Annotated in this window: 10 protein-coding genes and 4 pseudogenes; 10 read left to right on the top strand and 4 right to left on the bottom strand. The window is 69.0% G+C overall.

The window, feature by feature from the left end:
- Positions 1-122: 122 nt before the first annotated feature.
- Positions 123-440, bottom strand: coding sequence for a hypothetical protein (locus tag MBEBAB_RS12570; protein ID WP_021698374.1), 318 nt, complete (start codon positions 438-440; stop codon positions 123-125).
- Between the two features lie 194 nt (positions 441-634).
- Between MBEBAB_RS12570 and MBEBAB_RS12565 the strand changes: the two genes are divergently transcribed.
- The gene (locus MBEBAB_RS12565) at positions 635-2,227 is read left to right on the top strand and encodes a carboxyl transferase domain-containing protein (RefSeq protein ID WP_045319326.1); all 1,593 of its coding nucleotides are present in this window, start codon (positions 635-637) and stop codon (positions 2,225-2,227) included.
- A gap of 222 nt (positions 2,228-2,449) precedes the next feature.
- Here MBEBAB_RS12565 and MBEBAB_RS12560 read toward each other — a convergent pair whose 3' ends face one another.
- A complete protein-coding gene (locus MBEBAB_RS12560; RefSeq protein WP_021698372.1) occupies positions 2,450-2,812 on the bottom strand; it encodes a DUF2200 domain-containing protein in 363 nt (120 codons plus the stop codon).
- Between the two features lie 64 nt (positions 2,813-2,876).
- On the opposite strand from MBEBAB_RS12560, the gene MBEBAB_RS12555 reads away from it, so the two are divergent.
- The 7 genes and pseudogenes from MBEBAB_RS12555 to rpiA all read left to right on the top strand — a co-directional run bounded on the left by MBEBAB_RS12555 (position 2,877) and on the right by rpiA (position 11,310).
- Positions 2,877-3,791, top strand: coding sequence for an enoyl-CoA hydratase-related protein (locus MBEBAB_RS12555; protein WP_045319330.1), 915 nt, complete (start codon positions 2,877-2,879; stop codon positions 3,789-3,791).
- A gap of 21 nt (positions 3,792-3,812) precedes the next feature.
- Positions 3,813-4,871, top strand: a complete 1,059-nt coding sequence (locus MBEBAB_RS15275) for a DUF3667 domain-containing protein (protein WP_021698370.1) — start codon at positions 3,813-3,815, stop codon at positions 4,869-4,871.
- 144 nt (positions 4,872-5,015) lie between these two features.
- A complete protein-coding gene (locus tag MBEBAB_RS12545) occupies positions 5,016-6,809 on the top strand; it encodes a beta-propeller domain-containing protein (protein WP_021698369.1) in 1,794 nt (597 codons plus the stop codon).
- Between the two features lie 46 nt (positions 6,810-6,855).
- Complete coding sequence (locus tag MBEBAB_RS12540; RefSeq protein ID WP_021698368.1) at positions 6,856-8,859, top strand: acetyl-CoA carboxylase biotin carboxylase subunit; 2,004 nt, start codon at positions 6,856-6,858, stop codon at positions 8,857-8,859.
- A 2-nt stretch (positions 8,860-8,861) separates the two neighbouring features.
- On the top strand, positions 8,862-9,131 hold the full coding sequence (locus tag MBEBAB_RS12535) for a hypothetical protein (RefSeq protein WP_148291543.1): 270 nt from the start codon (positions 8,862-8,864) through the stop codon (positions 9,129-9,131).
- A gap of 133 nt (positions 9,132-9,264) precedes the next feature.
- A pseudogene (gene glmU / locus MBEBAB_RS12530) lies at positions 9,265-10,628 on the top strand (bifunctional UDP-N-acetylglucosamine diphosphorylase/glucosamine-1-phosphate N-acetyltransferase GlmU).
- Positions 10,625-11,310, top strand: a pseudogene (rpiA, locus tag MBEBAB_RS12525) (ribose-5-phosphate isomerase RpiA). Before glmU ends, rpiA begins: the two co-directional pseudogenes overlap by 4 nt.
- A gap of 8 nt (positions 11,311-11,318) precedes the next feature.
- Here the strand turns inward: rpiA and MBEBAB_RS12520 are convergent.
- Entirely contained in the window at positions 11,319-12,263 is a 945-nt protein-coding gene (locus MBEBAB_RS12520; protein ID WP_021698364.1) for a hypothetical protein, read from the bottom strand.
- A 245-nt stretch (positions 12,264-12,508) separates the two neighbouring features.
- On the opposite strand from MBEBAB_RS12520, the gene gor reads away from it, so the two are divergent.
- Positions 12,509-13,891, top strand: a complete 1,383-nt coding sequence (gor, locus tag MBEBAB_RS12515; RefSeq protein ID WP_021698363.1) for a glutathione-disulfide reductase — start codon at positions 12,509-12,511, stop codon at positions 13,889-13,891.
- 277 nt (positions 13,892-14,168) lie between these two features.
- On the opposite strand, the pseudogene panC reads toward gor, so the two are convergent.
- A pseudogene (gene panC, locus MBEBAB_RS12510) lies at positions 14,169-15,025 on the bottom strand (pantoate--beta-alanine ligase).
- Positions 15,026-15,133: 108 nt separating this feature from the next.
- On the opposite strand from panC, the pseudogene MBEBAB_RS12505 reads away from it, so the two are divergent.
- Positions 15,134-15,583: pseudogene (locus MBEBAB_RS12505) on the top strand (hypothetical protein); the annotation flags it as partial.

Below are 15,583 nucleotides of genomic sequence, written 5' to 3'. Positions count from 1 at the left end.
GGTGAGGGTCGGGTTGTTCTGCTTACGGCCTGACGACCCTCATCCCCCGCGCGAGGACCGGCTCGCTGACGCGCTCCGGTGCGCGGGTACCCCTTCTCCCAATGGGAGAAGGAATCAGGGCCTTACTTCACCGGCATCCGGCCGATGATCTGTTTCATGGTCTCGACCTTGACCGGCAGGTCGGCGGCCAGGCGCGAGGCGATTTCGCGCGCGCCCACCGGATAGGCGTCGCCGCCCTCGGCGATCTCTTTCGACAGGGCTGTGGCCTCGAGCAGCAGCCGCTCCAGCGTCTCAACCTGCTCGACGGCGAGGGCGCGGGCCTCCAGCTGCAGACGCCTGACCCGCTCGCCCGTGGTCTCGGGCTTGCGCATCAGGTCATAGACCTCGGCCTCGGCATTCACCACGCGCAGGTTCGGTTCAGTCTTGCCTTTGCCGGCCATGATGATCGCTCCTTCACGTCAATGCTGACCCAGAATCGTCAACGCACGAAGCATGGCCGTGGACGGATGAACCTCGCTTGAGCGAATTGGGGCCGGACTGTGGCGAGCATGCATCAGGCCCTGTTCCGCCTTGGCACAGGTCCGGGTTTACGCCCGCCCTTTCCCCGGAGCCCGGCGCCGTTTATGCCTGCGCCATGCCCAGGTTGACCTCCGCCATCGACGCCAAATCCCCCGCCTTCAGGACGCTGGACGCCCATAACCGGCGCCTGCGTGACGAGCTGCGCGAGAAGGTGGCGCAAGCCGCCCTCGGTGGCTCGGAGAAATCCCGCGAGCGCCACGTCTCGCGCGGCAAGCTGCTGCCCCGCGACCGGGTGGAGCGCCTGCTGGATCCCGGCTCGCCGTTCCTCGAGGTGGGCCAGCTGGCCGCCAACGGCATGTACGGCGACGAGGCCCCCGGCGCGGGCATGATCTGCGGCGTGGGCCGGGTATCGGGCCGCGAGGTCATGATCGTGGCCAACGACCCCACGGTGAAGGGCGGCGCCTACTTCCCCATGACGGTGAAGAAGCACCTGCGCGCCCAGGAGATCGCCGAACAGAACAATCTGCCCTGCGTCTATCTGGTGGATTCCGGCGGCGCCAACCTGCCCCACCAGGCCGAGGTCTTCCCCGACCGCGATCACTTCGGCCGCATCTTCTTCAACCAGGCCCGCATGTCGGCCCGGTCCATCCCCCAGATCGCCTGTGTCATGGGCTCCTGCACAGCGGGTGGCGCCTATGTGCCGGCCATGTCGGACGAGACGGTGATCGTGCGCAATCAGGGCACCATCTTCCTGGCCGGCCCGCCGCTGGTGAAGGCCGCCACCGGCGAGGTCATCTCGGCCGAGGAGCTGGGCGGCGCCGAGACCCACGGCCGCCTGTCCGGCGTGGTGGACCATGTGGCCGAGAACGACGAACACGCCCTGCAGATCGTGCGCGACATCGTCGCCAATCTGAACACGGTCAAGCGGGTGGAGCTGGACCTGGCCGAGCCGGTGGCGCCCGCCTTCGATCCGGAAGAGCTCTACGGCATCATCCCCGACGACGTGCGCGCCCCCTATGACGTGCGCGAGGTCATCGCCCGCATCGTCGACGGCTCCGTCCTCGACGAGTTCAAGGCGCTGTACGGAACCAGCCTCGTCTGCGGCTTCGCCCGCATCTGGGGCCAGCCCGTGGCCATCCTCGCCAACAACGGCGTGCTGTTCAGCGAAAGCGCCCAGAAGGGCGCCCACTTCATCGAACTGGCCTGCAAGCGGAAGATCCCGCTGGTGTTCCTGCAGAACATCTCGGGCTTCATGGTGGGCGGAAAATACGAGGCCGAGGGCATCGCCAAGCACGGCGCCAAGCTGGTGACCGCGGTGGCGTCCGCCGAGGTCCCGAAATTCACCGTCCTGATCGGCGGCAGCTTCGGCGCGGGCAACTACGGCATGTGCGGCCGGGCCTATTCGCCCCGCTTCCTGTTCACCTGGCCCAACAGCCGGATTTCGGTGATGGGCGGTGAGCAGGCCGCCAGCGTCCTGGCCACCGTCCACCGCGACGCCGACAGCTGGTCCGAGGCCGAGGCCGAGGCCTTCAAGGCCCCGATCCGCCAGAAATACGAGGACGAGGGCAACCCCTATTACGCCACCGCGCGCCTCTGGGACGACGGCGTCATCGACCCGGCCCAGACCCGTGACGTCCTCGGCCTGGCCATCAGCGCCAGCCTGAACGCCCCGATCCCGGACACCACCTTCGGCGTGTTCAGGATGTAGCCCCTTGTCATTCCGGCCGAAGCGAAGCGGAGAGCCGGGACGGGTGGGCGAGGAATGAAATCGGCCCGGAAGCTGCGCCAGCAGCTATGCGGACCACAGGTCAGGTCAGCGCGATGGCGGCCCGTCTCCCGGACAATCGCAAGCGATTTCCGGGAGCCCGCTACAGAGCGGCGCACTCCGTCCCGGATAAGCGCTGCGGGCTTTCCGGGATGACAAGGACTGTCACCCCGCCCGGAGTACCTTCTCCATCGCCTTCCCCCTGGCCAGTTCGTCGACCATCTTGTCCAGATGGCGCACCTCGCGCATGAAGGGGTCCTCGATCTCCTCGACGCGATAGCCGCAGATCACGCCGGTGATCAGAAAGCGGTTCGGGTTCATGGCCGGGGCCTCGGCGAAGAACGCCTCGAACGTCGTCTTCGCCTCCAGATGCGCCTGCAATCCGTCGGCCGAATAGCCCGTCAGCCACAGGATGATCCGATCGACCTCAGCTCGCGTGCGCCCCTTCTTCTCCGCCTTGGCGACATAGTGAGGGTAGACGCTCGCCACACTCATCCGGCGGATGCGGTCATTGGCGCTGGTCGCCATGGCGACGCTCCGTATGCAGTTCGGCCTGTCATGCGTTATAGGCCTGAAGCCTCAGGAGACCATCATGGCCAAGCCCACCGATTCCGACCTCAACGCCCCCGACCTCAACGCCCTGGACGTCACCGACGCCGAGGCCGCCGAGATGAACCGCATCAACCATCCGCTCGTGGCGGGCGCGGCGCCGGACGCCAATGACCAGCTGGCCGTGATCGACTCCACGCCCGACGGCATGGTGTTCATCACCATCAACCGGCTGTCAAAAAAGAACGCCTTTGACGCCGCGACCATCGCGGCCCTGCGCGAGGCGTTCGAGACCCTGCACGGCGCCGACCATGTGCGCGCCGTGTTCATCCGCGGCGCGGGCGGTGTGTTCAGCGCGGGGGCGGACCTGAACTGGATGCGTGCCGCGGCCGACTGGTCCGAAAGCGACAACCGCGACGACGCCATGGGCCTGGCCGACATGCTCAAGGCGCTCTACGACATCCCGGCCCTGACCGTGGCCTTGGTCGAGGGCGCGGCCATGGGCGGCGGCGCGGGCATCGTCGCCGCCTGTGACATGGCCGTGGCGGTCAAGAGCGCGACCTTCGCCTTCTCCGAGGTCAAGCTGGGCCTGATCCCGGCCACCATCGCGCCCTATGTGGTCGAGGCCGTCGGGGCCCGCCGGGCCCGGGCCCTGTTCCTGACGGGCAATCCCTTCGACGCGGACTACGCTGCTCATGTGGGGCTGGTGGACGCGGTGGTGCCCGACGTGGACGCCCTGCACGGCTTCATCGACCAGATCACCGGCACCCTGACCGCCTGCGCCCCCGGCGCCATGGGCGAGGCCAAGCGGGTGGTCCATCTGGTGGCCAACCGCCGCATCGATTCCGGCCTGATGGACGACACCGCCCGCCTGATCGCCCGCGCCCGGGTCAGCGCCGAGGGTCAGGAAGGCGTCCGCGCCTTCCTCGACAAGCGCAAGCCGAACTGGGCGAAGTAGCCGACAACGGGGGCAGGGGGCATGACCAACGAACTGGAGACCGCGGCGGCGGCCTCGGCGGGCGGCTGGCTGCGCTTCCGGCGCAGACAGGCGGACATCCCGCCGGGCACGCCGTGCGCCAATTGCGAGACGCCGCTGGTGGGGACCTACTGCCACGCCTGCGGCCAGCTGGCCGAGAATTTCAACAAATCCATCTGGAAGCTGGGCAAGGAGGCGCTGGAGAGCTTCTTCCATCTGGACGGCCGTCTGGCCCACACCCTGCCGCGCCTGATCGCGCGCCCCCACCGCCTCACGCGCGACTACCTGGACGGCAAGCGCGCCTTCCAGGTGCCGCCCCTGCGCATGTTCCTTGTGATCCTGTTGCTCACCTTCGTGGTGGGCCAGTGCGCCCTGCGCGGCGGGACGACAGATGAGCTGGTTCGCCAGGCCGGAACCTCGGCGGGCGATTCACAGTCCGCCCTGGATCAGGCCCGCGCCGAAATCGCGGCGGATGAAAGCCTGACCGAGAGCGAGCGTCGCATCGCCGAGGCGGCGCTGGAGCGTAACTGGGGCGGCATCGTCGCTGGCGTCACCACGGTGCAGGAAGCCAACCGGATCATTCAGGAAGAGGCCGATGATCCCGCGGATCGTGAGAGCGCCTCCGCCTTCGAAACCTGGCTGACCGACAGGCTCGAGGCGGTCCAGGCCGAACCACGCCGCTTCTCCCTCCTGCTCGCGGTCTGGGCCCAGCGGGTGGTGATGCTGATGCTGCCCGTCTCGGCCCTGATCCTGGCCTGCATGTTCTTCTGGCGGCGCGAGGTGTTCCTGTTCGACCACCTGATCTTCTCCATGCACTCCCTGTCGTTCCAGCTGCTGCTGATCACCACGTCGTTCCTGCTGGCCATGGGCATCGGGCCGGTCGCGTGGAACCTGCTGTGGCTGTCGCCCGTGCATCTGTTCGTCCACATGAAGGGCGCCTATCGCAGCGGAACGGCCATGACCCTGCTGCGCATGTCCGTCCTGTTCACCGCCACCGTCATCGCGGGCAGCTTCATGTTGCTGCTGTGGCTGTTTCTCGCCTTCAACGAGATGGCGGGCTGAGACGCACTTGTCTGGATGTACCCCGTTCGCCACAGTGGCGGCAGGCGGGGGCCGGGAGGGGATCATGCGTCTTGTTCACGCTGCTGTAGCGGCTGTTTGCATCATCGTGTCGGGCGTCGTCGCGACCCGGCCGCCGCCCAGTCCGTGCCTAATTTTCGGTCCGACGACGACCTGCGGCGCTTTCTGACCGACAGCGAAGGCTATCTGGTGGTCCGGGCGCCGCCGCCCCATTCGCCCCCGCCGCCGCCCGCACCGCCGCCGCCTCCAGGCGCCCAGCCCGCAACGCCGGACGCGCCCTCCATCACCAACACCCAGCTGGTCGGCATCGACGAGGGCGGCATCGTCAAGGTCTCCGGCGAGCATCTTGTGATCCTGCGCCGGGGCCGGGTGTTCAGCGTCTCCATGGCCGACGGCGCGCTGGAGCCGGTGGACGCCATCGACGCCTTCGCGCCCGGCGCCGATCCGGGCCACAGCTGGTACGACGAGATGCTGGTCGTTGGCGACATGGTGACGGTGATCGGCTTCAGCTATTCGCGCGGCGGGACCGAGATCAACCGCTTCCGCCTGTCGCCCGAGGGACGGTTCACCTTCGTCGACAGTCATCAGCTGCGGGCCAGCGACTATTTCTCGTACAGCAACTACGCCGCGCGCCTCATCGGAACGCAGCTGATCGTCTATTCACCACTGCGCTTCAGTTCCGGGACGGACGACGTGCTGGACAGCCTGCCGGGGATCAGCCGGTGGACCGAAGGCCAGGACGAGCCGGCGTTCCGGCGCATCGCCCGCAGCCAGGACGTCTACATGCCGCGCGTCCTGCAGCGCGCCGGGGCCGAATACGTCGCGATGATGCATGTGGTCTATCGCTGCGACCTGGCGGCGGTCGAGCTGGACTGCGCCGCGACGATGGTCATGGGCGACGACTACGCCACCTTCTTCGTGTCGCACAACGCGGCCTATCTCTGGAATGAGGTCGCCCACGAGATCGGCGAATTCGGTTTCGTCTATCGATTCGGCCACGACGGCGGTCCGGTCACCGCCGCTCAGGTCTGGGAGGCGCCGCTCGGTCCGCTAGGCTTCCACGCCAATACAGAAGCCGGCCGCCTGGACCTGCTGGTGGCGGCTCGCGGATCCATCCCGCAATGGGGTGATCAGCCCACGGGGGTGGCCCTGCTGCGTCTGCCCACGTCGCGCTTCGGCGACGGGTCGCGGGCGCCCATGCTGTCCGACTACCAGTTCACGCCGGGCCAGGGGCTCTACCACAGCCTCATCACCGCCCACCGCTTCATCGGCGACTGGGCCTTCTACAGCACGACCACAGGGCCGGGCGCCTATTACGGCCAGCCGGCCGCCACCATGCCCGCCCAACTGGTGGCGGTCCCCATCGCGCCCGGCGAGCCCGTGCTCCTCGACCTGCCTGACGGCGTGGCGCGCATCGAACAGATCGGGCGCGATGCCCTGGCTGTCGGCGGACAGGAAGAGGTGACCTTCACCACCCTGGACCTGTCGTCGGGCTCGCCCGTGCTCGGACCCCGTCACGTTCAGGCCCGCGCCAGTCAGGCGGAATCGCGCAGCCACGCCTTCTTCTTCCGGCCCGACGCGGGGGGCGAGGACGGGCTGCTGGGTCTGCCCATCCTGTCAAACCAGCCGCCCGAAGAGGCGTGGGGGGAGTGGACGCCCCACGCGGCCATGCTGTTCCTGCGGCGTCAGGCCCGGGAACTGTCGGGCCTCGGTCGCCTGGAGGCCTCCGCACAGGGCGTCCGCGACGACGGCTGCCGGGTGTCCTGCGTGGACTGGTACGGCAACGCCCGCCCGATCTTCCTCGGCGACCGCATCTTCGCCCTGATGGGCTACGAAATCGTCGAGGGCCGTCTGGAGGGCGACGGGGTTGAGGAAGTGCGGCGGGCGGACTTCGCCCCGTCCGTCCCGGTTGCGGAGTAACGAGAGGGCTTTCGCCAGATCGCGTGGTCTGGGATAGGGTCGCCCCATGTTCAAATCCGTTCTGGTCGCCAACCGTGGCGAGATCGCCTGTCGTGTCTTCCGCACCGCCCGCGCCATGGGCGTGCGCACCATCGCCGTCTATTCCGAGGCGGACGCCGACGCCCTGCATGTGCGCGAGGCCGATGAGGCCGTGCTGATCGGCCCCGCCGCCGCCCGCGAGTCCTATCTGGACGCGGCGAAGGTGCTGGCCGCCGCGAAGGAGACGGGGGCCGAGGCCATCCATCCCGGTTACGGCTTCCTGTCCGAAAACGCCGACTTCGCCGAGGCTGTGATGGCCGCCGGGCTGGTCTGGATCGGCCCGCCCCCCGCCGCCATCCGCGCCATGGGCCTGAAGGACGCCGCCAAGGATCTGATGGACAAGGCGGGCGTGCCCGTCACGCCCGGCTATCTGGGCGCGGACCAGTCGCTGGAATGCCTCCAGAAGGAGGCCGACGCCATCGGCTATCCGGTGCTCATCAAGGCCGTCGCCGGCGGCGGCGGCAAGGGCATGAAGAAGGTCGAGCGCTCGGCCGACTTCGCGGCCGGTCTCGCCGGGGCCCAGCGGGAAGGGGAGGCCTCGTTTGGCGATCCCCGCGTCCTGATCGAGAAATACATCACCCGCCCGCGCCACATCGAGGTGCAGGTGTTCGGGGACTCCCAGGGCAACGTCGTCCACCTGTACGAACGCGACTGCTCGCTGCAGCGCCGCCACCAGAAGGTGATCGAGGAGGCTCCGGCCCCCGGTATGGACGGCCCGACGCGGGCGGCGGTTACCGAGGCAGCGGTGCGCGCGGCGAAGGCCGTGAACTATGTGGGCGCGGGTACGGTGGAGTTCATCGCCGACGCCTCCGAGGGCCTCAAGCCCGACCGCATCTGGTTCATGGAGATGAACACCCGCCTGCAGGTGGAGCACCCCGTCACCGAGGCCGTCACCGGCGTCGATCTGGTGGAATGGCAGTTCCGCGTGGCGGCGGGCGAGCCCCTGCCGCTTCAGCAGGACGAGATCGAATTGGACGGGTGGGCCATGGAAGCCCGCCTCTACGCCGAGGACCCCGACAACGGCTTCCTGCCCAGCATCGGCCGTCTGGATCACTTCCAGTTGCCCGACGATCTGCGCGTCGACACCGGGGTCGAGCAGGGCGGCGAAGTCAGTCAGCACTACGATCCCATGATCGCCAAGCTGATCGTGCACGAGGATACGCGCGAGGCCGCCGCCGCCCGTCTGGCCGACGCCTGCTGCGAGGTGGAGGTCTGGCCGGTCCGGACCAACGCCGCCTTCCTCGCCCGCTGCCTGGACCATCCCCGCTTCGTCTCCGGCGACGTGGACACCGCCTTCATCGGCGCCGAGGAGGAGACCCTGCTGGCGCAGGAGCTGAAGGATGAGATCGTCGCGGCGGGTCTGACCGACCTGTTCGAGGCGTCTCGCCAGCGCTCAAGGCTCCCCACGGACGACGGGGTGTCTCCCTGGAGCGGACAACGCGAAACCATCACAGGCTTCCGCCTGAACGGCCCGGAGCGGTCCCTCATCACCGGCAGCGTGAATGGCGTCCCGCAAGAGGCGCTGCTGACGCCGAAGCGACAGGACGATGCGTCCTGGTACGAAGTGAGCCTGAACGGGCAGACCTTCCAGGTCGCGCCCGGGATGGAGGGCATCTGGATCGGCGACCGGTATGTGCCCGCATGGTTCGGCGCGGATCAGACCGTGCTGTTCGATGAAGGCCATGCGGTCGCGTTCGCGCCGGCGTCCAACGTGGCCCAGGGTGCCGCCGCCGCCTCAGACGGCTCCCTCCGCGCGCCCATGCCCGGCAAGATCGTCGCGGTCTCGGCCGAGCCCGGTCAGGCCGTCACGAAAGGTCAGTCGATCGTGGTGCTGGAAGCCATGAAGATGGAGCATGCCCTGACCGCGCCGTTCGACGGCGTGGTGGGCGAATTGGCCGTTGCCGTGGGCGATCAGGTGACCGACGGTGCGGTTCTGGCCACCATCACGGCGTCAGCGAACGCGGGGGAATGACCATGAAGACGATGATCGCGGCGGCCGCCCTGGCCCTCAGCCTCACGGCCGGCGTCGCCACGGCCCGGCAGGCGGGCGAAACCGAATCCCAACGCGACCTGACCTGCATGGCCGTGTTTCTGGCCATCGCCGACTCCCAGGACCCCCAGATGCAGCAGGCCGGGACCATCGGCTCCCTGTTCTTCTATGGCCGCCTGCAGGGCCGCGAGCCAGGGGTGAACTGGTTCGAACGCCTGACCGTCTATGCGACTCCGTCGATATGGAGCAGTTGATGGCCCGCGCGCCGGAATGCGGCGGCATCATCGAACAGGTCGGCCAGGACATGATCGCCTACGCCGAGCAGTACGAAGCGGCCCAATAGGCCGGGTCGCCTCGCGCCCGGCTTTCGGCTAGACGGACCAGACGATTCCGCCAGCACGAGACCGCCCCATGACCTCACGCGCCGCCGTCATCCTCGCCGCCGGGCAGGGCACGCGCATGAAGAGCCCGCTGCCCAAGGTGCTGCACCCGGTGGGCGGTCGCGCCATGCTGGACCACGCCATCGACGCGGCCGAGGCCCTGGACTGCGCGCGCATCGTGGTGGTGGTGGGAACCCATTCCCCCGAGGTCCGCGCCCATGTGGAGAAGCGTCTGGGCGCCGCCGCCGTGGCGGTTCAGGACCCGCCGCTGGGCACCGGCCACGCCGTGCTCGCCGCCCGCGAGGCGCTGGCGGGCTTCTCCGGGCAGGTGGTCATCACCTATGGCGACGTGCCCCTGCTCAAGGCCGACCACATCGCCCCCGCGTTCGGCGCGGACGGCGTCACCGTGCTGGGCTTCGAAGCCGCAGACCCCGCCGCCTACGGCCGCCTGATCGTGGGCGGCGACGGCGCGCTCGAGGCCATCGTGGAGGCGAAGGAAGCCACCCCCGCCCAACTGGCCGTCACCGCCTGCAACTCCGGCGTCATGGCCGTGGACGCGACCTGCTGTTCCAGCTGCTGGATCAGGTCGGAAACGACAACGCCAAGGGCGAATACTACCTCACCGACATCGTCGCCCTGGCGCGCAGGGGCGGCCACGCCACCCGCGCCGTCTTCGCCGACGAGGCCGCGGTCATGGGGGTCAACAGCCAGGCCGAACTGGCCGAGGCCGAGCGCCTGTTCCAGCAGGTCCGGCGCGAGGCCTTCCTCGCCGCCGGGGTCACCATGCCCGCCCCCCACACCGTCCATTTCGCCTGGGACACCGCGGTCGAGGGCGGCGTGCTGATCGAGCCCAATGTGGTCTTCGGCCCAGGCGTCAGCATCGCCTCTGGCGCCCGCATCCGCGCCTTCTCCCATCTGGAGGGCGCCACCGTGGCCTCCGGCGCCGAGGTCGGTCCCTACGCCCGCCTGCGCCCGGGCGCATCCCTCGGCGAGAACACCAAGGTGGGCAATTTCGTCGAGGTCAAGAACGTCACCATGGGCGCGGGCGCCAAGGCCAACCATCTGGCCTATCTGGGCGACGGCGAGGTGGGGGCGAAGGCCAACATCGGCGCGGGCGTGATCTTCTGCAACTACGACGGCTTCTTCAAACACCGCACCACGGTGGGCGAGGGGGCCTTCGTCGGCTCCAACAGCGCGCTGGTGGCCCCGGTGACCATCGGGGCGGGCGCCATGGTGGGCTCCGGCTCGGTCGTCACCGCAGACGTGGCCCCGGGCGACCTGGCCCTCGGCCGCGCTCCGCAGACCCACAAGCCCGGCTGGGCCGCCCGCTTCATGGAGACGATGCGCGCGAAGAAGGCGAAGAAGGCATGAGCGCCGATCTGCAGAAGAAGACCGCCGGCGAAGCCGCCGCCGAACGCATCCAGCCCGGCATGACCGTGGGCCTCGGCACCGGCTCCACCGCCGCATGGTTCGTCAAGGCGCTGGCCGCCCGCAATCTGGCCGATCTGCGCTGCGTGCCCACGTCAGAGGCCACTGCCGACCTGGCCCGCTCCCTCGGCCTGCCCCTGACGACGCTGGAGGACGTGGCCCGTATCGACATCACCGTGGACGGCGCCGACGAGGTCGGACCGGGCCTCGCCCTCATCAAGGGCGGCGGCGCGGCCCTGCTGCGCGAGAAGCTGGTGTGGGAGCGTCGGACCGCTGCGTGGTCATCGCCGACGCCGCCAAGGTGGTGAAGGCCCTGGGCCGGTTCGCCCTGCCCATCGAGGTGGTCGCCTTCGGCCACAAGACCACCGCCAACCGCATTGCCGACGTGCTGGCCGACCACGAGATCGGCATGCCCGCCCGCCTGCGCACGGCGGATCGCGGCATCGTCCGCACCGACGGCGGCAACGTCATCTATGACGCGGCCTGCGGCGTCATCGCCGACCCCGCCCGTCTCGCCGCCGACCTCAAGAGCCTGACCGGCGTGGTCGAGCACGGCCTGTTCCTCGACCTGGCCGAGGAGGCCATCATCGGCACGGACACAGGGGTGGAGACGCTCCACCCCTGAGCGGCGGATCAGCGCGACGCGTCGTCTCCGTCGGCCTCGGCTCTCAGCCGTTCGTGAGCCCGGCGAATGGAGCTGGCGACCTCGAACCGGCTGGCCCGGGGAATGGCGCGCGTCCTGTCGGCGTCATAGAGCCCGGTCAGATACGCCAGATCCCAGTCCGTAAGGCTGGGCGTCATCGCGGGGTCTTCGAACACGTTGAGGATCGAGGCGTAGCGGCCGGTGTCGGCCTGCGGATCGATCTGGGCCAGGGTGACCATGGCGACGTAGTCGGCCAGCTGCAGGGCCGTCACGCCCTCCATCTGGTTCATGTCTATGATGACCACCACCCGGCTCATGTCGTCGACGATCTGGCTGTGCAGCTGCGAGGGCGTCCGCACGCTGATGATCGGCGCATAATCCTGGATGCTCGAACAGGAGCCCTGGCACTCGCCCGGGACGCGGACCGCCCGCTGACCCGTGTCGGAGTCCACCGGCATGCTGATCGCCCACCAGCGCACCGGCTGGTCCGAGGTCTGGAAGGCGTTGAGACGGGAGCGGCCGCGGTCCATGCCGGAGCCGCCCGGAAGGAAGTGACGCCTGCGCTGCTCCACCATCTGCTGCGCCATGCCGTCCGGATCATGGGTGGCGATGATCAGGATGTTGGGGCGGCAGCCCGGCGCTCCGGGTGTGAGGCCCATGTCCTCGGCGACGGTCGAGACGCGGTCCACAACAAATTGCGCCGTCTCGGGGATCAGATTGCCGGCGCCGACACAGACCGGCCCGGGCCAGCGGGCGAGCTGCCGGCCCCGGTTCGGCGCGGCCACCTCATTGACGAAGCCCTGGATGAGATCGTCCAGAGGGCGTCCGATCACCTCCACTTCCTCGAGTCGGGTCACGGATTCGCTGGGGCTCGGCTCCTGGGCCTCCGCGGACGTGGTGGCCAGAAGGCTGGCCAGGGCGAGAGCGATCATCATGGTTTGATCCTGTGCGCTGCATCCGTTGCAAAGCAACGATATGCGCAATCGGCGGGAACGTCACGCATTCCTTGGCGGCGGCGCCGACCCGCGTTCGCCGGGCGCGGCGACCTTGTCCCGGCGGCCTGCGTCTCCTAACTCGGTGACACGCAGGGCTTCACGTCACCACCGGCCCGACATTTCAGACCATTCAGACGATTCAGACCCTGTTTTTTCGCTCCAGGGTCTGAAACCAGGAGCCCCGGATGCCCGAGACCTACGACTACGACCTCTTCGTCATCGGCGCCGGTTCCGGCGGGGTGCGGGCGGCGCGGCTGACGGCGCTGGGGGGCAAGCGGGTCGGGATCGCCGAGGAATACCGCTACGGCGGGACCTGCGTGGTGCGCGGCTGCGTGCCCAAGAAGTTCATGGTCTACGCCTCTGAATTTTCGCACATTTTCGAGACCGCGCGCGGCTACGGCTGGACCGTGGACAATCCCACCTTCGACTGGCCGACGTTCCTCGAGGCCAAGGACGTGGAGATCGGGCGCCTGTCGGGCATCTATGCCGCGAACCTGGGCAAGGCCGGGGTCGACACCTTCCACGCCCGCGCGGTGCTCAAGGACGCCCACACCATCGACATGGGCGACAAGGGAACCGTCACGGCCGAGAAGATCCTCATCGCCACCGGCGGCCGTCCGTGGGTCCCCGAGGACCTGCCGGGCATCGAGCACGTCATCACCTCGGAAGAAGCCTTCCACCTCCCCCAACTGCCCAAAAGCATCATGATCGCTGGCGGCGGCTACATCGCCGTGGAGTTCGCGGGCATCTTCGCCGGTCTGGGCGTCGAGACCACCCTGGTCTATCGCGGCCCCAACATCCTGCGCGGCTTCGACGACGACGTGCGCGCCCACATGGCGGGCGAGATCGAGAAGCGCGGCATCAAGGTGGTGCTGGGCTGCCAGCACGAGTCCATCGAGAAGACCGAAACCGGTCTGGTCAGCCATCTGGGCAACGGCATGACGCTGGAGACCGAGCAGATCATGTTCGCCACCGGACGCGTCCCCCACGTGAAGGGCCTGGGCCTCGACAAGGCGGGCGTCGAGCTGACCGAGCACGGCGCCATCAAGGTGGACGGGCACTCGAAGACCACCGCCGACAACATCTGGGCCATCGGCGACGTCACCGACCGCATGAATCTGACCCCCGTGGCCATCCGCGAGGCGGTCGCCTTCCACGAGACGGTGTTCAGGAACAATCCCCAGGCCTTCGACTACGAGGCCGTGCCCACCGCCGTGTTCAGCCAGCCGCCCGTGGGCGTCGTGGGCCTGACCGAGTCCGAGGCCCGCAAGGCCTGCGGCGAGATCGACGTCTACCTGACCCGCTTCCGGCCCATGAAGACCGCCTTCTACGGCGACGACGAGCGCACCCTGATGAAGCTGGTGGTCCGCGCCGCCGACGACCGGGTGGTGGGTTGCCACATCGTCGGCCCCGATGCGCCGGAGATGATTCAGCTGGCGGGCATCGCCGTGAAGGCCGGCCTGACCAAGGCCCAGTGGGACGCCACCTGCGCCGTCCACCCCTCCGCCGCCGAGGAGCTGGTCACCATGCGCGACAAGCAGACGCCCCAGAGCATGTCGGCGGGGTAACCGTCAGGCGCCCATCGCAGGGCGGCGCTCAACCTGCGTGTGGCCCCTCTTGTCATCCCGGAAGCGCCGCAGGCGCTATCCGGGAAGTGACGGGAGAAACCTCCGCAAAGGCCCGGGCGGCGCATCGCGCCGATCCGGGCCAAGGGGCCCGCCGCCACCCTTCGCCCGGCTCAGCCTCCGGCTGTCCGGGCGGTGAGATCGCTGAACGCCCTTCGTCCCGGCTCTTCGCTTCGCTTCGGCCGGGATGACAAGACATCCGATCGGGAAAGGAGATCCCTCAAGCGGCCAGGTTGTCGATCAGCCGGGTCTTCCCCAGCCACGCCGCCGCCAGGATGCGGGCCGGGGCGTCCACGGCCCCGCTGAACGCCGACAGGTCCTCCGCGCGCCGGATCGCCACATAGTCCACCTTGGCGAAGCCGCCTCGATCAGCGCCTCGGCCGCCGCGGCCTCCACAACCGCCGCCGGCTCGCCCGCTTTCGCCCGCTCCCCCGCTTCACGCAGGATCCCGTTCAGTCGCCGCGCCACCGCCAACTCATCGGCCGACAGGTACGCATTGCGCGAGGACAGGGCCAGGCCGTGGTCGTCCCGCACCGTGGGCGCGCCGACGATCTCGGTGGGGATGTCCAGATCGCGCGCCATTCGCCGGACCACCATCAGCTGCTGATAATCCTTCTCCCCGAACACGGCCACGTCGGCCTGCACCTGATTCAGCAGCTTGGCCACCACCACGGCGACCCCGCCGAAGAAGTGGGGGCGGAAGTCGGTCTCGAGTCCTTCGCTGGGTCCGCCCACCTGCACCGAGGTGGCGAAGCCCTGCGGGTACATCTCGGCGGCGTCCGGGGCGAACAGGATCGAACACCCGGCCCCCGCCAGCAGCTCGGCGTCGCGCGCCTCCTGCCGGGGATAGGTCCCCAGATCCTCGTGGGCGGCGAACTGGGTGGGATTGACGAACACGCTGGCGATTACCGCGTCGCTGCGCCGCCGTGCCTCGGCCACCAGCGCCAGATGCCCTTCATGCAGGGCGCCCATGGTTGGAACGAACCCGATGCGCCTTCCCGCGTTCCTCAGGGCAACCACCTGCGCGCGTAGGTCGGCCACGGTGCGTGTCAGTATGAGTTCGGAGACGGCGGTCATGGTTTACGCGTTAACCTCTCCGATTAAGCGTGTCTTTCAACGGCGTCTTGAGGGCCGTCCGCTAGGGTCGCGCTTATGACGCCGACTGACCTCCTCCGTAAAGGGCTTATGGGCGCAGCGATCCTGTCGCTGGGCGCCTGCGGCATGGTCGAAAGCGATCCCAACCGTTTCGAGAACCTGGCCCAGCGCGTGGCCAGTATCGAGCTGTCCGCCCAACCCTCGCGTGACGCCCCGGCCGCGCCCCGCAGTGCGGATCAGTCCGGCCTGCGCCCGGCCCTGCGGGTCGAGGTGCTGGACCCCCACGCCCTGTGGGACGCCCGCGACGGCGGCCTGCGCGGCGTCGTGGAGGCTGCAGCGCCCGCCGTGGCCGAAGCCGCCGCGCCCGTCCTCGTCCAGGCGGCGAGCGATCAGGTCAGCCGCGCCGTTTCCGAACATCTCCGTCCTGCCGTTTCCGTCCCGGCCCGTCCGGGCGCGGTGATCCAGCTGGGCGCCTTCTCCAGCGAGGCCTCGGCCCGCGAGGCCTGGACCCGCTTCAGCACCGGCGCCGCCCGCGCCGCC

Origin of the sequence: Brevundimonas abyssalis TAR-001 (assembly GCF_000466985.1) — a bacterium.
GTDB lineage: Bacteria > Pseudomonadota > Alphaproteobacteria > Caulobacterales > Caulobacteraceae > Brevundimonas > Brevundimonas abyssalis.
Note: the sequence above shows the minus strand (reverse complement) of the source record. Positions and strands in the feature narration are given on the sequence as shown.